The sequence below is a fragment of the Bacillus fungorum genome (assembly GCF_002746455.1).
Lineage (GTDB): Bacteria > Bacillota > Bacilli > Bacillales > Bacillaceae_G > Bacillus_A > Bacillus_A fungorum.
The window spans coordinates 234,720-257,931 of the sequence record NZ_NWUW01000006.1; the positions used below are offsets into that span (position 1 = coordinate 234,720).

The 23,212-nt window shown below is 36.9% G+C and carries 22 protein-coding genes and 1 pseudogene; 19 read left to right on the forward strand and 4 right to left on the reverse strand.

The window, feature by feature from the left end:
- Window position 1 precedes the first annotated feature (1 nt).
- From nadC to CO726_RS11545, 4 genes and pseudogenes are all read left to right on the forward strand, one after another.
- On the forward strand, window positions 2–835 hold the full coding sequence (gene nadC / locus CO726_RS11525; protein WP_099684327.1) for a carboxylating nicotinate-nucleotide diphosphorylase: 834 nt from the start codon (window positions 2–4) through the stop codon (window positions 833–835).
- Between the two features lie 30 nt (window positions 836–865).
- Window positions 866–1,972: a quinolinate synthase NadA gene (gene nadA, locus CO726_RS11530; RefSeq protein ID WP_099684328.1), complete on the forward strand. Its 1,107-nt coding sequence runs from the start codon at window positions 866–868 to the stop codon at window positions 1,970–1,972.
- A 374-nt stretch (window positions 1,973–2,346) separates the two neighbouring features.
- Window positions 2,347–2,503 (forward strand): annotated as a pseudogene (safA, locus tag CO726_RS33150) (SafA/ExsA family spore coat assembly protein); the annotation flags it as partial.
- Between the two features lie 1,882 nt (window positions 2,504–4,385).
- Complete coding sequence (locus CO726_RS11545; RefSeq protein ID WP_099684331.1) at window positions 4,386–5,030, forward strand: YhcN/YlaJ family sporulation lipoprotein; 645 nt, start codon at window positions 4,386–4,388, stop codon at window positions 5,028–5,030.
- A gap of 33 nt (window positions 5,031–5,063) precedes the next feature.
- On the opposite strand, the gene CO726_RS11550 is transcribed toward CO726_RS11545, so the two are convergent.
- Window positions 5,064–5,498, reverse strand: a complete 435-nt coding sequence (locus tag CO726_RS11550) for a branched-chain amino acid ABC transporter substrate-binding protein (protein WP_136699566.1) — start codon at window positions 5,496–5,498, stop codon at window positions 5,064–5,066.
- Window positions 5,499–5,944: 446 nt separating this feature from the next.
- Between CO726_RS11550 and CO726_RS11555 the strand changes: the two genes are divergently transcribed.
- The 3 genes from CO726_RS11555 (at window position 5,945) to CO726_RS11565 (ending at window position 7,895) form a co-directional block, all read left to right on the forward strand.
- The gene (locus CO726_RS11555; protein ID WP_098760970.1) at window positions 5,945–6,265 is read left to right on the forward strand and encodes an ArsR/SmtB family transcription factor; all 321 of its coding nucleotides are present in this window, start codon (window positions 5,945–5,947) and stop codon (window positions 6,263–6,265) included.
- Between the two features lie 67 nt (window positions 6,266–6,332).
- A complete protein-coding gene (locus CO726_RS11560) occupies window positions 6,333–7,262 on the forward strand; it encodes a DMT family transporter (protein WP_099684333.1) in 930 nt (309 codons plus the stop codon).
- Window positions 7,263–7,382: 120 nt separating this feature from the next.
- Window positions 7,383–7,895, forward strand: a complete 513-nt coding sequence (locus CO726_RS11565) for a BofC C-terminal domain-containing protein (RefSeq protein ID WP_099684334.1) — start codon at window positions 7,383–7,385, stop codon at window positions 7,893–7,895.
- Between the two features lie 27 nt (window positions 7,896–7,922).
- On the opposite strand, the gene CO726_RS11570 is transcribed toward CO726_RS11565, so the two are convergent.
- Window positions 7,923–8,867, reverse strand: a complete 945-nt coding sequence (locus tag CO726_RS11570) for an iron-hydroxamate ABC transporter substrate-binding protein (RefSeq protein ID WP_099684335.1) — start codon at window positions 8,865–8,867, stop codon at window positions 7,923–7,925.
- A 188-nt stretch (window positions 8,868–9,055) separates the two neighbouring features.
- On the opposite strand from CO726_RS11570, the gene ruvA reads away from it, so the two are divergent.
- The 6 genes from ruvA to yajC are packed head-to-tail and all read left to right on the forward strand — an operon-like array spanning window position 9,056 to window position 13,389.
- Window positions 9,056–9,673, forward strand: coding sequence for a Holliday junction DNA helicase RuvA (ruvA, locus tag CO726_RS11575; RefSeq protein WP_000464511.1), 618 nt, complete (start codon window positions 9,056–9,058; stop codon window positions 9,671–9,673).
- 5 nt (window positions 9,674–9,678) lie between these two features.
- Window positions 9,679–10,680 (forward strand): Holliday junction branch migration DNA helicase RuvB, encoded by a 1,002-nt coding sequence (gene ruvB, locus CO726_RS11580; protein ID WP_000344450.1) that lies wholly within the window; start codon window positions 9,679–9,681, stop codon window positions 10,678–10,680.
- Window positions 10,677–10,877 carry a DUF2905 domain-containing protein gene (locus CO726_RS11585; RefSeq protein ID WP_099684336.1) on the forward strand — a complete coding sequence of 67 codons (201 nt, stop codon included), beginning with the start codon at window positions 10,677–10,679 and terminating at the stop codon, window positions 10,875–10,877. The genes ruvB and CO726_RS11585 overlap by 4 nt, the downstream gene beginning before the upstream one ends.
- A gap of 19 nt (window positions 10,878–10,896) precedes the next feature.
- On the forward strand, window positions 10,897–11,949 hold the full coding sequence (gene queA / locus CO726_RS11590) for a tRNA preQ1(34) S-adenosylmethionine ribosyltransferase-isomerase QueA (RefSeq protein ID WP_099684337.1): 1,053 nt from the start codon (window positions 10,897–10,899) through the stop codon (window positions 11,947–11,949).
- A gap of 12 nt (window positions 11,950–11,961) precedes the next feature.
- Window positions 11,962–13,101, forward strand: coding sequence for a tRNA guanosine(34) transglycosylase Tgt (tgt, locus tag CO726_RS11595; RefSeq protein ID WP_000125372.1), 1,140 nt, complete (start codon window positions 11,962–11,964; stop codon window positions 13,099–13,101).
- A 27-nt stretch (window positions 13,102–13,128) separates the two neighbouring features.
- The gene (yajC, locus tag CO726_RS11600; RefSeq protein WP_048531388.1) at window positions 13,129–13,389 is read left to right on the forward strand and encodes a preprotein translocase subunit YajC; all 261 of its coding nucleotides are present in this window, start codon (window positions 13,129–13,131) and stop codon (window positions 13,387–13,389) included.
- A gap of 36 nt (window positions 13,390–13,425) precedes the next feature.
- On the opposite strand, the gene CO726_RS11605 is transcribed toward yajC, so the two are convergent.
- Window positions 13,426–13,809 carry a TIGR04086 family membrane protein gene (locus CO726_RS11605; RefSeq protein ID WP_099684338.1) on the reverse strand — a complete coding sequence of 128 codons (384 nt, stop codon included), beginning with the start codon at window positions 13,807–13,809 and terminating at the stop codon, window positions 13,426–13,428.
- Window positions 13,810–13,912: 103 nt separating this feature from the next.
- Here CO726_RS11605 and CO726_RS11610 point away from each other — a divergent pair, with 103 nt between their 5' ends.
- Window positions 13,913–14,560, forward strand: coding sequence for a DUF421 domain-containing protein (locus CO726_RS11610; protein ID WP_099684339.1), 648 nt, complete (start codon window positions 13,913–13,915; stop codon window positions 14,558–14,560).
- Window positions 14,561–14,589: 29 nt separating this feature from the next.
- Here the strand turns inward: CO726_RS11610 and spoVB are convergent, their stop codons facing one another.
- Window positions 14,590–16,149, reverse strand: a complete 1,560-nt coding sequence (spoVB, locus tag CO726_RS11615) for a stage V sporulation protein B (RefSeq protein ID WP_099684340.1) — start codon at window positions 16,147–16,149, stop codon at window positions 14,590–14,592.
- Window positions 16,150–16,320: 171 nt separating this feature from the next.
- Here spoVB and CO726_RS11620 point away from each other — a divergent pair, with 171 nt between their 5' ends.
- The 5 genes from CO726_RS11620 (at window position 16,321) to CO726_RS11640 (ending at window position 23,190) form a co-directional block, all read left to right on the forward strand.
- Entirely contained in the window at window positions 16,321–16,605 is a 285-nt protein-coding gene (locus tag CO726_RS11620) for a post-transcriptional regulator (protein WP_099684341.1), read from the forward strand.
- 270 nt (window positions 16,606–16,875) lie between these two features.
- On the forward strand, window positions 16,876–19,140 hold the full coding sequence (secDF, locus tag CO726_RS11625) for a protein translocase subunit SecDF (protein WP_099684342.1): 2,265 nt from the start codon (window positions 16,876–16,878) through the stop codon (window positions 19,138–19,140).
- A 155-nt stretch (window positions 19,141–19,295) separates the two neighbouring features.
- On the forward strand, window positions 19,296–20,189 hold the full coding sequence (locus CO726_RS11630) for a cation diffusion facilitator family transporter (protein WP_099684343.1): 894 nt from the start codon (window positions 19,296–19,298) through the stop codon (window positions 20,187–20,189).
- 101 nt (window positions 20,190–20,290) lie between these two features.
- Window positions 20,291–22,630, forward strand: a complete 2,340-nt coding sequence (gene recJ / locus CO726_RS11635; RefSeq protein ID WP_099684344.1) for a single-stranded-DNA-specific exonuclease RecJ — start codon at window positions 20,291–20,293, stop codon at window positions 22,628–22,630.
- 47 nt (window positions 22,631–22,677) lie between these two features.
- Window positions 22,678–23,190 carry an adenine phosphoribosyltransferase gene (locus tag CO726_RS11640; protein ID WP_000346214.1) on the forward strand — a complete coding sequence of 171 codons (513 nt, stop codon included), beginning with the start codon at window positions 22,678–22,680 and terminating at the stop codon, window positions 23,188–23,190.
- Window positions 23,191–23,212: the final 22 nt, after the last annotated feature.

Genomic DNA, 23,212 nt, shown 5'->3' on the forward strand with positions numbered 1-23,212 from the left:
TATGAACGCGATAAAAGTGAAAGAAGCATTAAATCGATTTTTTCTAGAGGATATAGGAGAAAGGGATGTAACATCTCAGCTTATTTTTCCAGATAATTTACTTTCAAAAGGAACGTTTCTTGCGAAGGATACTGGGGTCTTTACGGGACGTTTAGTCATTGAAGAAGGGTTTAAATTAATTGATGAGAGAATTGAAGTGGAGCTCCATAAAAAAGATGGAGATCTTGTAGAAAAGGGCGAAATAATAGCAACTGTGCAAGGGCCAATTGCTTCGTTATTAACGGCAGAGCGCGTTATATTAAACGTTATCCAGCGTATGAGCGGGATAGCGACGATGACACATAAAGCTGTTCTTGCTTTAGATAGCAGCCATACACGTATTTGTGATACGCGAAAAACGATGCCGGGGCTACGTATGTTTGATAAGTATGCAGTCGTGTGCGGAGGCGGATTTAATCACCGTTTCGGTTTATATGATGGTGTCATGATCAAAGACAATCATATTGCTTTTGCTGGTTCTATTACGAAAGCTGTTACATCGGTGAAAGAGAAATTAGGACATATGGTGAAAGTAGAAGTGGAAACAGAAACGGAGGAGCAAGTGAGAGAAGCTGTAGCTGCTGGTGCGGATATTATTATGTTTGATAACCGTACGCCAGATGAGATTCGGGAGTTTTCAAAGATTGTACCGAGTGCCATCGTTACGGAAGCATCGGGAGGCATTACAATTGAAGATTTATCGAAATACGGAAAAACAGGGGTAGATTATATTTCACTTGGCGCGTTAACACATTCAGTGAAAGCACTTGATATTAGTTTCAATATTGAGGCGTAAGGAAAGTAGTTTAGAGGGGGAGAAAGGAATATGAGCATTTTAGAAAAAGTGCAACCGATTGAAACCATGTTACCAGAGCGTTATTACACGATGTCAACAGAAGATATGGAAAAGCGTGTTCGTGAAATTAAAGAAAAAATGGGAAAAACACTATTTATTCCGGGACATCATTATCAAAAAGATGAAGTAGTACAATTTTCTGATGCAGCAGGGGATTCACTTCAGCTTGCGCAAGTTGCAGCGAGCAATAAAGACGCAAAATATATTGTGTTTTGTGGTGTACACTTTATGGCAGAGACGGCAGATATGTTAACGACTGATGATCAAATCGTTATTTTACCAGATATGCGTGCAGGTTGTTCGATGGCAGATATGGCAGATATCGAACAAACAGAAAGGGCATGGAAAGAGCTCACAAAATTATTTGGAGATACGATGATTCCGTTAACGTATGTCAACTCTACAGCTGCAATTAAAGCGTTTTGCGGTCGCAACGGAGGAGCAACAGTAACTTCTTCTAATGCAAAACAAATGGTATCTTGGGCGTTTACACAAAAAGAGCGCCTTGTCTTTTTACCGGACCAACATTTAGGAAGAAATACAGCGTACGATTTAGGTATCCCGTTAGATAAAATGGCAGTATGGGACCCGCATACAGATTCATTGGAGTATGATGGAAATATAGAAGAAATTCAAGTGATTTTATGGAAAGGGCATTGCTCTGTTCATCAAAACTTTACAGTGAAAAACATTGAGAACGTACGGGAAAATCATCCGGATATGAATATTATTGTACATCCGGAATGTTGCTATGAAGTTGTAGCTGCTGCGGATTATGCAGGATCAACGAAATATATTATTGATATGATTGAGTCAGCGCCATCTGGAAGTAAATGGGCAATTGGTACAGAAATGAATTTAGTGAACCGAATTATTCAGCAACATCCAGATAAAGAAATTGTTTCACTGAATCCATTTATGTGTCCGTGTTTAACGATGAACCGAATTGATCTGCCGCACTTATTATGGGCACTTGAAACGATAGAAAGAGGAGAAGAAATTAACGTTATTAGCGTCGATAAACAAGTGACCGAGGAAGCGGTTCTTGCATTAAATCGTATGTTAGAGCGTGTGTGAAGCAACGGTATTTCCGTTGCTTTTTTTCATACATATAATCATAACGAGAACGAAATGGGCATACATTGTTTTGAAGAAATCATTGCGATTTTTTTATCCCGCGTTAACGGGCAGTAAATCTCGTACTTTAAAGTTGGATTGGAACAAAGAAGTTAGGCGGAGATCAACTGCCCGTAAACGTCCGATTGGTTCAACTAATAATTAGTGGGGGATGAACCTCCCCACTGATTAAAGTTTCACTTTATGCGTATTCCACTTCTAATGATATTAAAAATCGAAGAAGTGATACAAGTGAAAAGAAGTTAACGTTATTTAGAAAGGGTTACTTCATGAGATTTGTTACTTATAGATAAGTTATACAGGAGGGGGAAAATTTGAAAATTCATATCGTGCAAAAAGGGGATACCCTTTGGAAAATTGCGAAAAAGTACGGAGTGGATTTTGATACGTTGAAAAAAACAAATACACAACTTAGTAATCCAGATTTAATCATGCCAGGTATGAAAATTAAAGTGCCATCAAGCAGCGTTCACGTAAAACAACATGCTGGAGCAGGTTCAGCACCTCCAAAACAATACGTAAAAGAAGTGCAACAAAAAGAATTTGCAGCAACGCCAACTCCACTTGGAATAGAAGATGAGGAAGAAGTTACGTATCAATCAGCACCAATTACACAGCAACCTGCTATGCAACAAACACAAAAAGAAGTACAGGTAAAACCACAGAAGGAAATGCAAGTAAAACCGCAAAAAGAAGTGCAGGTAAAGCCACAAAAAGAGGTACAAAAAGAAAAGCCAATTCAAATAGAAAAACCAGTTGAAAAACCGTCTGTTATTCAAAAACCATCTGTTATAGAAAAACAAAAACCAGCAGAAAAAGAAAACACGAAGTTTTCGGTAAATGTATTACCACAGCCGCCGCAACCACCAATAAAAGCAAAAAAAGAATATAAAATTTCAGATGTAATAAAAAAAGGAAGCGAGTTAATTGCTCCTCAAATTAATAAAATGAAACCTAACAATATCATTTCTCCGCAAACGAAAAAAGATAACATAGTATCCCCGCAAGTGAAGAAAGAAAATGTAGGAAACATAGTATCCCCGCAAGTAAAGAAAGAAAATGTAGGAAATATAGTATCCCCGCAAGTAAAGAAAGAAAATGTAGGAAACATAGTATCCCCGCAAGTGAAGAAAGAAAATGTAGGGAATATAGTGTCACCGCAAGTGAAGAAAGAAAATGTAGGAAATATAGTATCACCACAAGTAAAGAAAGAAAATATAGGAAATATAGTGTCACCGCAAGTGAAGAAAGAAAATGTAGGGAATATAGTGTCACCAAATGTATCGAAAGAGAATGTAGTGATTCCGCAAGTAATACCGCCAAATATTCAAGTGCCAAACATCATGCCAATGTTGGAGAATAATCAACCACCAAACATTATGCCAATCATGGATAACAATCAACCACCAAATATGATGCCAATTATGGATAATAACCTAATACCAAACATCATGCCGATAATAGATAACAACCAAATGCCAAATATGATGCCGATTATGGATAATAATCAAATGCCAAATATGATGCCGATAATAGATAACAACCAAATGCCAAATATGATGCCGATTATGGATAATAATCAAATGCCAAATATGATGCCGATTATGGATAATAATCAAATGCCAAATATGATGCCGATTATGGATAATAATCAAATGCCAAATATGATGCCGATTATGGATAATAATCAAATGCCAAATATGATGCCGATCATGGATAATAATCAACCACCGAATATGATGCCGATTATGGATAATAATCAAATGCCAAATATGATGCCGATCATGGATAATAATCAACCACCGAATATGATGCCATACCAACAGCCTATGATGCCGCCGAATCCTTATTATCAACAGCAAAATCCATATCAAATGCCGTATCAGCAAGGAGCGCCATTTGGACCGCAATATACGTCTATGCCAAATCCAAATATGATGCCAATGGATGATAATATGCCGCCGCTCGTGCAAGGAGAGGAAGATTGTGGGTGTGGAGGAGAGAGTAGGCTATATAGTCCGCAACCTGGTGGGCCACAATACGCGAATCCTTTATATTATCAACCAACTCAATCAGCATATGCACCACAGCCAGGAACAATGTATTATCAACCAGATCCGCCAAATGTATTTGGGGAGCCAGTTTCAGAAGAAGAGGATGAAGAAGAAGTTTAAAAAAGGTGGGATTATTCCCACCTTTTTTGTATGTAGAGTCGTTCTGAAAATGGAAGATTTACATCAAATGTTAGAAAATCCCCAGTGAAATATTAACAGTGTAAAAACCTTCTCTGTTACTCATCATAAGAGGGAGCTTTTCAGAAGAGAAGTTCATTCTAACAGAGGGGGTTTTTGTATTGAATACGAAAGTAAAAGTGATTGCTGCTTCTTTGTTAGTTACCAGTGCGTTAGCTGCATGTGGTACACCAAAAGATAACAATGCAATGGATGGACGTAACTACAATTACGAGCGTACATCTTATAATGATACACATCAGTATCGTGATAATGTGGCGCGTAACGATCGTTATACAGATTATGTAACATATAGAAATGGTCGTAACGATACAGGATACAACTATTACCGCGATGTAAATTACAACGGGCAAATTGCTAATCCGCATCCAACTCGTAATATTACAATGAACAACTCATACATTAATAATGATGGTAAAACAGCAGAAAGAATAACAAATCGTGTGAAACGTATGAATAACGTAGACCGTGTGTCTACAGTTGTATATGGAAACGATGTAGCGATTGCGGTAAAACCACGTAACACAGTGACAAATGAAACGGCGATGGCGAACGAAATTCGTCAAGCGGTTTCAAATGAAGTAGGAAACAGAAACGTATATGTTTCTGTAAGAAATGATATGTTTACTCGTGTCGATGCAATGAGTACACGACTACGTAACGGTACTGTTACAAACGATTTTAATCGTGACATAACAAATATGTTCCGAGACATTCGTTACGGTTTAACTGGTACAGTGCGATAGAAAAACAAAAGAGGAAGGGGAAGCCCTTCCTCTTTATTCATCGTCGTCTTGTAAACGACGCTTTTTAATAAAATAACTAACGGAGTAAGACGCTAAAAAGCATATGAAGAAAATACTACCTGTTAAAACTGCTTCAAAGAGAGGTCTTTCTGGACTGAAAATGATATAAATAATAGCTATAATAATTCCAACAATAAGAGAACGTAAAATAATTTTGTAATAAGGAGTTAACTTTGTATCTTTTTCGCTCTCTTCTACATCAATTGAAACGCTTAACTGTAAATAAGCAATTAAAATACTCGTAAGCATAAATAATAACCATAATGGGGATTTCGTAATTTGATCCATTCCCTCAGTGAATCCGATATAACCTAAAATTCCAATTATACCAAGTGATTGAAAAAGAAAAGCAATACGTATGTTTTTTAATGTTTTCAGAATGAGACGTTCATCCTTTATTTTTTTCATAATATCCATCTCCTGTTTATTATGATTTCGCTGTTATATCAATTGTAACGTATATATTACAATTATCAATTTATAACTTACATATAATCCGTTTGGATAAAAAAGGGGATAAAATATTTTTTATAAACATGTTGCACTTATATTTTATTAATGTTATATTAGCAAAGCGATGAGCTAATTTACGTAAGACGAGAGATATGCTTAAGTGCTAAACACGCGAATGTGGTCGCCTGGTCTCTCGCCGTAAACGCATCAAGACGCCTGCTTTGCAGGCGTCTTTCATTTTATATGAATGTAATGGGAAGAATGGAGGAATCCAATCTTCCTTTTTTTATCGGAATTAAAGTCAGAAAATAAAGTTATTTACAAGAGTATATGAAAGAGTTACTATTTAATGGTAATATATTATATGTTTTTTAGACATAAAAGGTTGGGATGAGTAGGATATGGAGAATTTTGAATGTAGAAATACAGAAGTTGTATTAGAGAAATTTCAGGTCGTAACACCTATATTTCAGGCGTTGGGAGATGAGAATCGTCAGCAAATTATTATGCTGTTATTAGAAAACAAACACATGAATGTAACACAAATAACAGATGAAATGGGGATTTCTAGACCGGCTGTTTCGCATCATTTAAAAATTTTAAAACAAGCAGAACTAGTTGAAGCCGATCGGAATGGAAAAGAAATTTTTTATTCTATAGTGGCTGGAGAATTTTTAAAACAGGTAAAAGATTTAATTCAAGCGATAGAGTCAAATTATTAATTTTTTTGATCAATAGGTAAACAAGTTTAAACTTATAAACATATTTTGTGGAAAAGGGGAAATAAAAATGAATAGTATAAATCGTATGTACGTAATTATGTTACTTGTTCCTTTGTTTTGGGGTGGCTCTTTTGCGACAGCGGAGCATATTATTACGGAGATTCCACCAATTACTGCAGCAACAATTCGTTTTGGTTTAGCTGGTTTTATTTTAATAGGCATAGTTTTTATGAAATCTGAGTGGAATACAAGTTTGTTATTACAGAATTGGAAAGGGTTGTTATTTGTATCACTAACAGGTATTTTTGGCTACAACGTTTTTTTCTTTATGGGACTTCATTATACTTCTACTATGAATGGCTCGCTTATCATTGCTACAATGCCAGTCTTTGTGACATTAGGAGCAATATTATTTTTTAAAGAGTCTTGGAGTTTAAAAATAGGAATAAGTTTAATCTTATCCCTGATTGGCGTAATAGTTGTTATTACGAGTGGTTCAGTGCATAAACTTATGTCGTTATCATTTAATAATGGGGATCTTTTATTTATAGCTGCTTTAATCTGTGGGGTGCTATATAGTTTAACAGGGAAAAAAGTTATGCATGGTGTATCTCCTTTGCTAACTACAATGAGTATGACGGTATTAGGTACTGTGTTTTTGGCAGGCCTTTCTCTATATGAAGATGGCTGGGGAAAGGTTATAACGCTTTCTTTACAGGGATGGATAGAGATGTTGTACATGGTGATATGCGGGACATTAATTGGATATATCGTGTTTAATAAAGGAGTAGAAGAGCTAGGTGCAAGTAAAGCGAGTATGTATTTGAATCTAACTCCTATTGTGGCAACTGGTATATCAGTTGTATTGTATGGAGCCATTGTTACGTGGCAACAAATAGTCGGAATGATAATCGTACTAATTGGGGTTTACATAGCGACGATACAATCAAATAAAGATATAAAGAAGTTTTCACATAATCAATGTGTTTCGAAATAGATAGAAATAATTGAACTCTATAATTCTTAATGGTGGCATTCTATGAACTAGGGATAAAACCCCCATTTCCGGAAAAACTACTAATGAAAGTTTGATTTTGCCTAAAAGAGGTGAACGGAAATGAAATGGATACTGATTGCAATACAAGCGTTCGTGATGATGTTTTGCTTAGTCTATGAAACGAATGTGAAGGCGGAAGGGCCAGTACCAGAAGTGACAGAAAAAGAACCTGAAGTTACAATTTTGTTAGAGCGAATGTATGTTGATGGAGAAGTAAGTGAGGAAATTTTTACAGAAAAAGTGGTGAACTTAGAAAAGTTTTTACAGCAATATAAAGAATGGCAGCTCGTTGATCGTGATGATGTACAAATTGTATTACAAAAGAAAGTTGATGATATTTCTCCGTTATTGAAAACGAGCGGATATTTTGGTGTTTCAGAGGAAGGGATATTACAAATTTTCAAAGGTGTACCGAAAAGTGATAATGCGATTCATTCCTTCTTTCAAATTGATATGAAAAAGCTTGAGAGTTATGAGCGTGCGAAATTGAAGCGTGGAATTCGTATAAAATCAAAAGAAGGTTTTGTGAAGACGATTGAAAAAATGAAGCAATACGCAGTGCAAAACAAGTGAAAAAGCAGCTCATGGTGAGCTGCTTTTTCACTTGTTTTTATCTAAAATTTGTTTTGCGATTTCATCGATTAGCATATCTTTTCCGATTGGATTGAATGCTTTTGTATTGAAGACTTCATTTGATACTTCATATACGTGATTGTTTTTTACTGCTTTATTGTCTTTCCAAACGGCACTGTTTTTATAGTCTTCGTACACTTTATCAGCTTCTCCGCCGAAGTTTACAACGAACATTTGGTCAGGTTGGAATGCAACAAGACCTTCTAGCGATACTTGTGCCATCGTTTGTTTTAAATCTGTGCCTTTTGTTGCTGGAAGTTTTAAGTCGTTAAAGATGATGTCACCGTATCCGAAGCTACCGTACACACGGAAGTTTTGTGGTGTAACTGCAACGAACATAAAGTTTTCATCTTTTGTTTTCTCTTTAATCTTTTTAGATAAAGAGTCTGCTTTTTTATCGTAGTCTGCAATCCATTTGTCTGCTTTCTTTTCTTCGTCAAATAGTTTACCTACTTCTTTAAACTTACCACGCCAGTCTTCTAAGTTTGTTTCTAGAACTACTGTCGGTGCAACCTTTTCTAATTGATCATAAATCTTCAATTGACGATTATTTAAAAGAATTAAGTCTGGTTTTAAAGCAGTAACAGCTTCTAAATCAACTTTAGGTGCCCAGTACCAACCTACTGCCTTTACTCCATCTAGTTTGTCTGTTAAATGCTTTTGGATTTTATCTTTATATGTATTTGCTGTACCAACAGGTTTGTGTCCAAGAAGTAATAATTCTTCTGTTGATCCAGATAAGTCAACAATTCTCTTTGGATTGACTGGAATTGTAGTTTCTCCTTTAGCATGTTTTACAACTTTTGTTTTCGGTTGTTCTTTTGTTTTTGTTTCTTCTTTTTGAGAAGAACAGCCAACGATAGAAAGAACAACTAGCATAATAGTAAATAAAATAAATAGCTTACGTTTCATCCTGATGTAACCCCTTTAATTAATATTGATAATCATTATCGACATATGTATATTAATGTCCTTCATACTTTCTGTCAATGGAAAATAACAGAAGCTTCAAATAGAGAACATTTGTTGGGGTAGTCTCGCTTTTCTATCATTAAATATGTTAAAATGGAATACATGATTTAAGAGGGAGAGATCGTATTTTGTTTGAATATGTTACAGGTTACGTGGAGTATGTAGGACCGGAATATGTTGTAATTGACCATAATGGAATTGGTTATCAAATTTTCACACCGAATCCGTATGTATTTCAAAGAAGTAAGCAAGAAATCCGTGTCTATACATATCATTATGTGAGAGAAGATATTATGGCACTTTACGGGTTTAAAACACGTGAAGAGCGTTTATTATTTACAAAGTTGTTAGGTGTGTCTGGCATTGGACCAAAAGGCGCTCTTGCAATATTAGCTTCTGGTCAAACAGGACAGGTCGTTCAAGCGATTGAACATGAAGATGAGAAGTTTTTAGTGAAATTCCCGGGTGTCGGAAAGAAAACAGCGCGCCAAATGATTTTAGATTTAAAAGGAAAACTAGCGGATGTCGTACCAGATGCATTTGTTGATTTATTCTCAGACACAGAACGTTTTGATGAGAAGAAAGGTTCCTCAGCTGAGCTTGATGAGGCGCTGGAAGCTCTGCGCGCACTTGGATACGCAGAACGAGAAGTTTCTCGCGTTGTACCAGAGTTATTAAAAGAATCATTAACGACGGATCAGTATATTAAAAAGGCGCTTAGTCTTTTACTAAATGGTAAGAGGTGAGTATAATGGACGAACGTCTCCTTTCAGGGGAATCTGCATATGAAGATGCGGATTTAGAATATTCATTGCGGCCACAGACGCTCCGTCAGTATATTGGCCAAGATAAAGCGAAACATAATTTAGAGGTGTTTATTGAAGCGGCGAAAATGCGCGAAGAAACGTTAGATCACGTGCTTCTATATGGACCGCCAGGACTTGGTAAAACGACGCTTGCGAATATTATTGCTAATGAAATGGGCGTTAATGTTAGAACAACTTCAGGCCCAGCAATTGAAAGACCAGGAGATTTAGCAGCTGTATTAACAGCGCTTCAGCCAGGGGATGTATTATTTATTGATGAAATTCATCGTTTGCATAGATCAATTGAAGAAGTACTATATCCTGCGATGGAAGATTTCTGCCTTGATATTGTAATTGGAAAAGGACCATCAGCACGATCTGTACGTTTAGACTTACCGCCATTTACATTAGTTGGAGCAACGACACGTGCGGGAGCATTATCAGCACCGCTTCGTGACCGTTTCGGTGTACTTTCAAGATTAGAGTATTACACAGTAGATCAGCTTTCTGCGATTGTTGAACGTACAGCAGAAGTATTCGAAGTTGAAATTGATTCGTTAGCCGCACTAGAAATTGCAAGACGTGCTCGTGGTACACCTCGTATTGCAAATCGTTTATTACGACGTGTACGAGATTTCGCACAAGTTCGTGGTAACGGAACAGTTACAATGGAAATTACACAAATGGCGTTAGAACTACTGCAAGTAGATAAATTAGGTCTAGATCATATCGATCATAAATTATTGCTTGGTATTATTGAGAAATTCCGTGGTGGCCCAGTCGGGTTAGAAACAGTTTCGGCAACAATTGGAGAGGAATCTCATACGATTGAAGATGTATATGAGCCATATTTATTACAAATTGGCTTTTTACAACGAACGCCAAGGGGCCGAATCGTAACGCCGCTTGCATATGAGCATTTCGGAATGGAGATGCCAAAAGTATGACGGAGATTCCAAAATTGCTTATTACAGCAGGTATCTTACTTATCGTTGTTGGATTAGCTTGGAAGTTCATTGGAAGGCTTCCAGGCGATATTTTTGTCAAAAAAGGAAACGTTACCTTTTATTTTCCTATCATTACATGTATTGTGTTAAGTATTGTATTATCTTTTATTATGTATATAATAAATCGATTCAAATAAGAAATAGGTGGATATAGTTATGGATATAAATCTGTTTGATTTTCATTTACCAGAAGAACTTATTGCACAAGTCCCATTAGAAGAGCGTGAAACATCAAGATTAATGGTGTTAGACCGTGAAACAGGGGATATTGAGCATAAACATTTTACGGACATTCTTTCTTACTTACATGAGGGAGATTGCTTAGTTTTAAATGAAACGAAAGTAATGCCTGCTCGTTTGCACGGTGTGAAAGAAGATACAGGCGCACACATTGAAGTACTTCTTCTAAAGCAAGAGGAAGGCGATAAGTGGGAAACGCTTGTTAAGCCGGCGAAACGTGTAAAAGAAGGAACTATTATCTCTTTTGGCGAAGGGAAATTAAAAGCAACTTGCATTGGAACTGCAGATCAAGGTGGACGTCAGCTTGAATTTTCATATGACGGCATCTTCTATGAAATTTTAGATGAACTTGGGGAAATGCCACTTCCTCCATATATTAAAGAGACGCTAGAAGATCGCGATCGCTATCAAACAGTATATGCGAAAGAAATTGGCTCAGCAGCAGCGCCGACTGCAGGACTTCACTTCACAGAAGAGTTACTGGAGAAGTTAAAACAAAAAGGCGTTGAGTTAGCATTTATTACACTTCACGTAGGGCTTGGAACATTTAGACCAGTTTCTGCCGATACGATTGAAGAACACCATATGCACGCAGAATATTACCATATGTCTGAAGAGACAGCGGCATTATTAAATCGTGTGAAAGAGAATGGTGGGCGTATTATTACGGTAGGTACGACATCAACTCGTACGTTAGAAACAATTGCGACAGATCATGATGGCAAGCTTTGTGCTGCTTCTGGCTGGACAGATATTTTTATGTACCCAGGTTATGAATTTAAAGCAATTGATGGTTTAATTACAAACTTCCATTTACCGAAATCAACATTAATTATGCTTGTAAGTGCATTTGCAAATAGAGATAATGTACTTCATGCTTATAATGAAGCAGTAAAAGAAAAATATCGTTTCTTTAGCTTCGGTGATGCAATGTTCGTTGCATCTCACGCTAAAATAGGAAACAAATAAAAGGAGTAAATTATGACAGCAATTCGTTATGAATTTATTAAAACTTGTAAACAAACGGGTGCGCGTTTAGGACGTGTACATACGCCGCACGGTTCATTTGATACACCAACATTTATGCCAGTTGGTACACTTGCAACAGTTAAGACAATGTCACCAGAAGAATTAAAAGCAATGGATTCTGGCATTATTTTAAGTAATACGTATCACTTATGGTTACGTCCGGGTCACGAAATTGTTCGTGAAGCAGGCGGTTTGCATAAATTTATGAACTGGGATCGTGCAATCTTAACGGACTCTGGTGGTTTCCAAGTATTCAGTTTAAGTGACTTCCGTCGTATTGAAGAGGAAGGCGTTCACTTCCGTAACCACTTAAATGGAGATAAATTATTCTTATCACCAGAAAAAGCAATGGAAATTCAAAATGCATTAGGTTCAGATATTATGATGGCATTTGATGAGTGTCCACCATTCCCAGCTACTTTTGAATATATGAAGAAATCTGTAGAACGTACAAGCCGCTGGGCAGAACGTTGCTTAAAAGCGCATGAACGTCCGCAAGATCAAGGTTTATTCGGTATTGTACAAGGCGGAGAGTTCGAAGAGCTTCGTCGTCAAAGTGCAAAAGACCTTGTTTCAATGGACTTCCCTGGTTACGCTGTAGGTGGTTTATCTGTAGGTGAGCCGAAAGATATTATGAACCGTGTACTTGAGTTTACAACACCACTTCTTCCAGATAATAAGCCACGCTACTTAATGGGAGTAGGTTCTCCTGACTCATTAATCGATGGGGCAATTCGTGGTATTGATATGTTTGACTGTGTACTTCCAACTCGTATCGCTCGAAATGGTACATGTATGACAAGTGAAGGTCGCCTTGTTGTAAAAAATGCGAAATTCGCAAGAGACTTCGGTCCGCTTGATCCAAACTGTGATTGCTATACATGTAAAAATTACTCTCGTGCGTACATTCGTCACTTAATGAAATGTGATGAAACGTTTGGGATTCGTTTAACGTCTTATCACAACCTTCATTTTCTGTTAAACTTAATGGAGCAGGTGAGACAAGCTATTCGTGAAGACCGTCTTGGCGATTTCCGCGAAGAATTCTTTGAACAGTATGGCTTTAATAAACCGAATGCTAAAAACTTCTAATACATAATTTAAAAGGAGGAACAAAAGATGAATCCAGGTATGATGAATATCGTTATGATCGTTGCGATGTTTGCGATTTTCTATTTCTTATTAATTCGCCCGCAACAAAAACGTCAAAAAGCAGTTGCTCAAATGCAAAGTGAGTTAGCAAAAGGTGATGCTATCGTAACAATCGGTGGTTTACACGGTACAATCGAATCAGTAGATGATACGAAAATCGTTATTAAATCTGGTGGTTCACACTTAACTTTCGATCGCAATGCGATTCGCGAAGTTGTGAAAAACTAATGAGGAAGGCCCTGCAGGAAATGTGCAGGGCCTTTTTTAGTTATTTTGTTTTGACATATTTACACCGAAAATACCACCGAGTGTACTCGCGCCCATTAATGCTAATTGATAAAGTAACTGTGAGTTCGATAAAGTTTGAGAGAAGCCTAAATAGTTAACTAGAAAAACAAGTATAGTGAATGTCATTCCTGTTGTGAAGCCTACTAGCCAACCTTTTCCTTGAGCTTTTTTGCCGGCAGTAAACCCAGATATAAGCATAGATAAAAGAGCTAGTATAAAAATAGTGACGGCTAATGTCCCTTCATTCATATCTGTAAATTTCAATAAAAGAGCCATAACCATGCTAATAATTGTTGCGAGAATTAATAAGGTAACGACACCGAATCCGATTGCAGTTGATAATTTTTTCGTTCCATCCATTTATACATTCCCCCTTTTTAATACAAGCATATTTTCCTTTTGCTGAAGTTAGACTAGTTTCTTTTTTAAAGGGGAGTCTATAGATAAAAAAGGAGATGTAGAAATGGAATGGGTATCAATCATTGGCCGGACGATGCTTTTGTATATCATCATCTTAATTATTTTTCGTCTTATGGGTAAACGTGAAATTGGAGAGCTAAGTGTATTAGATTTAGTCGTATTCATTATGCTTGGCGAAATGGCTGTAGTCGCAATTGAAAATACCGACAAATCACTTTGGCACCAATTAGTTCCGATGACTTTTCTTATGTGTATACAAATCATTTTGTCAGTTATTTCATTAAAGTTTCAACGGTTTCGGCATTTAATAGAAGGTGAGCCGGCTATTCTTGTAAATGCGGGAAAGATTGATGAAAAGAAGATGAGAAAGCAACGTTATAATATAGATGACTTAATGATGCAGTTGAGGGAGCAAGGAGTTGGAGATATCCGAGATGTAGCATACGCTATTTTAGAACCATCTGGGAAGTTATCTGTCTTTCAAAAACAAAAAGGTAAACAGGATGCATTGCAGTTTACTCTTCCTCTTATTATTGATGGAGAAATTCAATCTAATCATTTACAAATGATTGAGCATACAGATGAATGGCTTATTGAGAAATTAAAAAACTTAGGTTATAACGATACAACACAAATTTTATACTGTAGCTTTCAAAATGGACAATTTTTTGTTGATTTGAAAGAAAACTAGAGGCTGACTATATGAAATAGTAAGCCTGTTTATTTCAAAAATGAAAGTTTTCGAATGATAGGGAGACGACTTAACTCTTCTTTTCGAATGAGCTTGAAAATGAAAAGGAGCACAATATAAACGAGTGTTGTTAAAGTGATTTCCCATAATGTTTGTACGCCAAGTGAATGAGAGAAAATCATATACTTATGAAGGTAAAAGCCGAAGGAGCCTGCAATACCGATGGCAAGTCCGCCGAAAATGTAGTCTTTTGCGTAAATGGTAAATGTAATTTTCTTTAAAACAGTAGCGTAATGAAGGAATGTTACCGTTACTATATTTGCTGCAATTGCGAGGGCAACCCCCATCATTTGAAACTCTGGCCTTGAAGCTAGTACAAAAATAACGATTAATTTCACGATTGCGCCAATAAATGTATTCATCATGGCAGCTCGTGCTAAGTTTAAAGCTTGTAACACAGAGGTAAGTGGACTTTGGAAATAATGAAATAAAAAACAAGGTGCAAGAAGCTGGATGAATGCAGTTGCACTATCCGATCCATACATAAGAGTTAAAACAGGAGAAGCAAATACGTATAATATAACGACTGACCACCCACCAGTAATCAATGAGATCCGAAGAGCTTGTTGTAAGCGGTGTTCCACTAATTTATGTTGTCTTTTGGCCATCGCTTCACTAATAGATGGAACGAGTGCTGTAGAAAGAGCGTATGTAATAAAGGCTGGCAGTGAAAGAAGTGGGAAGGCATATCCGTTTAATAAACCGTATTGCTGGGTTGCGACAGAAGCAGCAACGCCGGCAATCGCTAAGCTTTGCATAACGACAATAGGTTCAAAAAAGTATGAAACGGAGCCGATTAAACGACTTCCTGTAGTCGGAAGAGCGATATCCATAAGAGAATAAAATGTTCCTTTGCTCTCCTTTACAGTAGTGAAAAATCCAGAGCGTATAGATAAATGTTTTTCACGCTGGAATAAAGTAAGTAAAAATAATAATGATGCAACTTCACCGAGAACGGCTGATAACATAGCGCCGGCTGCTGCATATTCTACGCCGTAAGGTAAAAATAATTGAATGCATATAGCGATAATTGTAATACGGACAACTTGTTCTATAACTTGGGCGTAAGCGCTAGGTTTCATATTTTGTTTCCCCTGAAAGTAACCGCGTAAAACAGAAGACACAGCTATAACAGGAACGACAGGCAAAATGGCCATTAATGGATAGTACGTTCGTGCATCCGTTAATAATGTTTTTGCTAAAATAGGTGTGAGGAGCATAATTCCAATTGTTAAAATAATACTAATAACGGATGTAATGGCTAATGATACTGTTAATATTTTTTTAACTCTTTGTTTGTCGTTCACAGCTTCCGCTTCTGCTACAAATTTTGCGATTGCGACAGGAAGGCCGATTTGTGTTAATGTAATTGCTAGAATAAATGTAGGAACAGCCATCATATAAAGGCCAACGCCTTCTTCTCCTAAAATACGTGCCATTACAATTCGGTTAATAAATCCTAGGATTTTGGTAATGAAGCCGGCTATCATTAAAATAAATGCGCCTTTTAAAAAGCTTTGTCTCGTCATGGTCTTCTCCTACCTTCTCAAAATCAGTGGAATGATTTACAATAATTTATATGCACGTACGAGACAAGAATGACAAGCATTTAAGAGAGTGCTCTTGAAAGTAGTTATTGCTGTCCATTAGAGCGGGACTAAAAGCGACTTTTCGTGCGAAATAAGAAGGAGATGTTATATATGTTAGATAGAGAGGCTTTGGTAGAATCATACCGCGGACAGTTACAAGTCGTTTTAGAAAGTAAAGTAGAAGAGTTCCACATGTTCGGTTATGACCGAGTAACAGATGATGATATTTGGAAGTTTCTTAAAGTGAAAAAGTGGAAGAAGATAGACAGCGATGTTAGATTATATGAATTAGTTAATGACGTATTAAGAGTAAGTGCTAATGAATATATGACTTATTTAACTGTTGAAGCATATCAAGCGCCACTTTGGTCATTTGATGAATATGAAAATAAATAACCGACTGCAATTGGTTTGTTCTTCCTTTTGCAGTATAATGATAGGTATTGATAATGAGGAAATAATTATGTCTAAGATCATATATAAAGGAGGTAGTGAAGAGAGAAAATAAATACTGAAAGTGTAGGTATTGTGAAAAACTTACCGACACAGCTAGTGAGGAACTAGCAAAATTATAGAAAGGAAGTCTACTAACTAGGCGTATGCACACGTGTAAAAGTGAATCGTAAGAGATTTATTTAAAGTGTTAGTAGCAGAAAGAGGGTACATATGGCAAAGCGTGGTACGAGAATTGCCGCCTTTTTCCTCATCGTTTTATTAATCGGTGGAGTCATTGGTGCGGCAGGAAAAGACATAGCAAAAGGAATTAGTCTAGGACTAGACCTTCGCGGTGGTTTTGAAATTCTGTATGAAGTAAAACCAGCCAAAAAAGGTGATAAAATTGACCGAGAGGCACTTGTAAGTACAGTAGGTGCTCTTGAAAACCGTGTCAATGCACTCGGTGTAAGTGAGCCGAACATTCAAATTGAAGGGCAAGATCGAATTCGTGTACAGCTTGCTGGTGTACAAGATCAGCAAAAAGCACGTGAAATGTTATCAACACAAGCGAAGTTAACATTCCGTGATGTAGATGACAACCTTCTTATGGACGGAACGGATTTAAAAGGCGGCGGAGCAAAGCAAACATTTGATGATAAAGGTCGTCCAAGTGTTGGACTTACGTTAAAAAGCGCTGAAAAATTCCGTGAAGTAACAGAAAAGATTTCAAAAATGCCACCACCAACGAATTTAATGGTAATTTGGCTTGATTTTGAAGAAGGAAAAGATTCGTATAAAGCAGAATCAGCAAAACCGAATCCGAAGTTTTTATCAGCAGCAACAGTAGAACAAGTATTTAACCAAGCTGAAGTATCTATCGTAGGTGGAAACTTCACAGTTGAAAGTGCGAAAGAACTTTCATCTTTATTAAATGCAGGTGCACTTCCTGTTGATTTAAAAGAAATGTATTCAACATCTGTTGGAGCAAAATTTGGTCAACAAGCGTTAGAGCAAACGATTTTCGCTAGTGCGATTGGTATCGCTCTTATTTTCTTATTTATGCTTGTATTCTACCGTTTACCAGGACTTGTAGCGGTTATTATGTTAGGGCTATACATTTTCGTTACATTACTTGTCTTTAACTGGATGCATGCAGTTCTTACGTTGCCAGGTATTGCGGCGTTAGTGCTCGGGGTAGGTATCGCCGTTGATGCGAATATTATTACGTACGAGAGACTGAAAGAAGAGCTGAAAATTGGTAAGTCAATGATGTCAGCATTCCGTGCTGGTAACCATCGTTCATTAGCAACGATTTTAGATGCGAACATTACAACACTTGCAGCAGCTGGTGTGTTATTCGTTTATGGTAATAGTTCTGTAAAAGGGTTCGCAACAAGTTTAATCGTAAGTATTTTAGTTGGTTTTATTACGAACGTATTCGGTACCCGTTTCTTACTAAGTTTACTTGTAAAGAGCCGTTACTTCGATAAAAAACCAGGATACTTTGGTGTGAAACAAAAGGATATTATTCCATTAACAAAAGGCGTAGTACATCCGCCGACAAGATTTGATCGTATTAACTTCGTAAATATCGGTCATAAATTCCTTGTTTTCTCGATTGTAGTTGTAATTGCAGGTGCAATTATACTACCAATTTTCAAATTGAATCTTGGTATTGACTTTGCGAGTGGTACCCGTATCGACTTGCAATCAAAACAAACACTTACTGTGTCTGATGTTCATAAAGATTTTAAAGAATTGAAAATTGACGTGAAGGAAGAAAATATTGTACCGACTGGAGATGACAATAAAGGGTTCGCAGTTCGTACATTAGGTGTTCTATCAAAAGATGAAATTGCGAAAACAAAAACATTCTTCCACGATAAATATGGTACAGATCCAAACGTAAGTACAGTTTCACCGACAATCGGTAAAGAGATTGCACGAAATGCATTTATCGCAGTATTAATTGCTTCTGCGGTTATCATTTTATACGTAAGTATTCGATTCCGATTTACGTACGCATTATCTGCAGTGCTTGCATTATTACATGATGCGTTCGTTATGATTGTTATATTTAGTATTTTCCAATTAGAGGTAGACTTAACGTTTATCGCTGCGGTATTAACAATCATCGGTTATTCTATTAATGACTCAATTGTTACATTCGATAGAAACCGTGAATTATACAAACAGAAAAAACGAGTTCGCGATATAAAAGACTTAGAAGAAATCGTAAATGCAAGTATTCGTCAAACGCTTGGTCGTTCGATTAACACCGTATTAACAGTGTTATTCCCAGTAATTGCGTTACTTATCTTCGGTAGTGAGTCACTACGTAACTTCTCGTTTGCGTTACTTGTTGGATTAGTTGTAGGTACGTACTCTTCTGTTTTCGTTGCTTCTCAAATTTGGTTAATGCTTGAAAACCGTCGTTTGAAAAAGGGGAAAAACAAGAAGAAGGTTGAGAAAGTAGAATCTGAACCGCAAGTATAAAAAGATGATGTCTCTTTATGAGGCATCTCTTTTTTCGTTTGTGGATACAATAAGATAGCAACTTTTTAACAAAAGGAAGATGGAAGAAAGTGGTGATGTTATCGCTGTTTTTGTTACAATAAAAAGATAGGTTAAGAAAAGAAGGGATTTTAATTATGGAAAAAGATGAACGTTTTAAACAGGCCGAGTTCGGTGCTATTGTCGGGATCGTTGGTAATATTATATTAGCGATTGTAAAGGCGGTAATTGGTTATATTGGGAACAGTAAAGCACTATTAGCGGATGCGGTGCATTCTGCATCAGATGTAATTGGTTCGCTTGCTGTACTGTTTGGATTGCGAGCAGCAAAGCAACCGCCCGATGAAGATCACCCGTATGGTCATGGTAAAGCGGAATCGATTTCAGCGATTATTGTTGCAGTATTATTATTTATTGTGGGAATCGAGATAGCAATTTCGTCTATAAAAGCTTTTTCGCAAGAACTAGAGCCACCGAAAGGAATTACGATTTTTGCTGTTGTTCTTTCGATTATCGTGAAAGAAGGAATGTTTCAATATAAATTCCGATTAGGGAAAAGGGTAAATAGCGATGCAATTATTGCAAATGCATATGAACACCGTTCGGATGTATTTTCTTCAATTGCAGCTTTAATCGGTATTTGTGCAGCAATTATGGGTGGTAAGTTCGGGTTAGATTGGCTTGTATATGCCGATCCAATTGCAGGATTATTTGTTTCACTTCTTGTTGCAAAAATGGCATGGAGTATTGGAGCAGAAGCAATTCATGCAACGCTTGATCACGTTCTTCATGAGGAAGATGTTATTCCGCTTAGAGAAGCAGTACATCAAATCGATGGTGTGAAAAAAATAGGTTCTTTATATGCAAGGGAGCATGGTCATTACGTTATTGTTGATATTAAAGTTTCTGTAGACCCATACATTACTGTAGAAGAAGGGCACCGCATTGGAAAGCATGTGAAAGAAACACTTATGAAACAAGATAACGTACAAAATGTGTTTGTACATATAAATCCGTATTCTCCAAATTAAACATTGTTAACATTTTAGTATATAGATATTGCATCGTAGTTTGCATTATATTGTCACCCCTTAATCTGTCTTGTATAATGAACAGGTTAAGGGGTGATTTCGTGTTACAACCGAAGACGCGTTGGAAAGAAAAAGAATATAATGGCGAGCGAGTGAGTGAATTAGCAAGTAAATTACAATTATCACCACTTGTCGTTTCGTTATTCCTCGGTAGAGGACTAGATACAGAAGATAAGATTTTAGATTTTTTAAATACAGAAAATCAAGAATTTCATGATCCATTTTTATTAGAAGGAATGGATAGAACGGTAGAACGTGTAAATAAGGCGATTGAAAATGGAGAGCAAATATTAATATTTGGTGACTACGATGCGGACGGAGTAAGTAGTACGACTGTTTTATATCTTGCTTTGCAAGAATTAGGGGCAGATGTAGAATTTTATATTCCAAACCGTTTTACAGAAGGGTACGGACCAAACGAAGAAGCATTTCGTTGGGCGCATAGCGCAGGATTCTCACTGATTATTACTGTCGATACTGGTATTGCAGCAGTACATGAAGCGAAGGTAGCGAAGGAACTTGGGTTAGATCTTATTATTACGGATCACCATGAGCCGCCACCAGAAATGCCAGAAGCACTTGCGATTATTCATCCGAAATTAGATGGCGGTGTGTATCCGTTTCACTATTTAGCTGGTGTAGGTGTTGCGTTTAAAGTTGCACATGCATTATTAGGCCGTGTACCAGAACATTTATTAGAAATTGCAGTAATTGGTACAGTAGCCGATTTAGTATCACTTCATGGTGAAAATAGATTGCTAGTGAAGCGCGGTTTAAAACATATGCGCATGACGAAAAATATCGGACTAAAGGCGCTATTTAAAGTTGCTAACGTTTCGCAAAGTGAAATTACAGAAGAGAGTATCGGCTTCTCAATTGCACCGCGTATTAATGCAGTTGGACGTTTAGAAGATGCAGCACCTGCTGTACACCTTTTATTATCAGATGATCCAGAAGAAGCAAAAGAGCTGGCTGAAGAAATTGATGAGCTGAACAAACTGCGAAAAGATATTGTAAAGCAAATTACAGAAGAAGCTATCGCTGAAGTGGAAAATAATTTCCCGCCAGAAGACAATAAAGTGTTAGTGCTTGCAAAAGAAGGCTGGAATCCAGGTGTAATTGGAATTGTCGCTTCTAAATTAGTTGAACGTTTTTATCGTCCGACAATTGTATTATGCATTGATCCTGTAAAAGAAACAGCAAAAGGTTCAGCACGTAGTATTGCAGGATTCGATTTGTTTGCAAACTTGTCAGATTGTAGAGAGTTATTGCCACACTTTGGAGGACATCCGATGGCAGCGGGAATGACGCTACATATGAATGATGTAGATGAATTGCGCCGCCGTTTAAATGAGCAGGCAGATACAGTTTTAACAGAAGAAGATTTTATTCCAATTACAGCCGTGGATGTCTTTTGTAAAGTGGAGGATGTAACACTTGCAGCAATTGAAGATATGCAAAAGTTAGCGCCATTTGGTGTTGGAAATCCAAAGCCACGTATTGCAGTGAAAGATGCAGAGCTAGAAAGTATTCGTGCAATCGGATCAGATGGTTCACATTTAAAGATGGCTCTTCGTGATGGACAAGCAACGCTGGATACAATTGGATTCGGTTTTGGTGCGTATGCGAAAGAAATTTCTCCAGTTGCAAAGGTATCTGTAATAGGAGAAGCGTCTATCAATGAATGGAATAATTTTAAGAAGCCACAATTAATGGTACAAGATATTGCTGTAGAAGCATGGCAATTATTTGATTGGCGTAGTATGCGTAACGTAGAAGCAAATTTAGCAGAACTTCCGAAAGAAAAAATAACGATGGTGTATTTTTCTAAAGAGGTATTGAATAAATTTTCTTTAGAAGGCTATAAAGAGTATATTATACATGCATCAGAAGTAACCCAATTAGGTGATCAATACGTTGTGTTACTTGACTTACCAAAAGGAACAGATGAATTACGAGAGCTATTTAAAGTCGGGTTCCCGTCGCGAATTTATACACTATTTTATCAAGAGAATAATCATTTATTTAGTACCGTTCCAACGAGAGAACACTTTAAATGGTACTATTCGTTCTTGAGCCAAAAAGCACCATTTTCTTTAAGACAATATGGAGCACAACTATGTCAACATAAAGGTTGGTCAAAAGATACAGTAAATTTCATGACACAGGTGTTTTTTGAGTTAGAATTTGTTACAATAAAAGATGGCGTCATTTTTATGGCAGACAAAAAACAAAAGCGTGATTTAATTGAATCGAACACATATCGTGAAAAAATGAACCACTTACAATTAGAAAAAGAATTGGTTTATAGCACATATCAGCAACTATATACATGGTTTGAAACGATTCGTAATCATAAAGAAGTAGAACAGTTAGGGTAAAGGATTTGTATTTACAAACCTTTTAGATCTGAGGAGGATTCAGAAATATGGACTTCAAGCAACATATCGCAATTGTACCGGATTATCCAAAAGAAGGTATTGTGTTTAAAGACATTACACCGTTAATGAACGACGGTAAAGCATACAAAGCAGCAACAGATGCAATCGTTGAGTATGCAAAAGAAAGAGATATCGATCTTGTAGTAGGGCCAGAAGCTCGTGGCTTTATTATCGGTTGCCCAGTTTCTTACGCATTAGAAGTAGGGTTTGCGCCAGTTCGTAAATTAGGAAAATTACCACGTGAAGTAATTACAGTTGACTACGGTAAAGAATATGGTAAAGACGTGTTAACAATCCATAAAGACGCAATTAAGCCAGGTCAACGCGTACTAATTACAGATGACCTATTAGCTACAGGTGGAACAATTGAAGCGACAATTAAACTAGTCGAAGAACTAGGAGGAGTTGTAGCAGGAATTGCATTCTTAGTAGAACTTACTTACTTAGATGGTCGTAAAATGTTAGATGGTTACGATGTATTAGTGTTAGAAAAATACTAATCACTATATAGTAAAACTACGG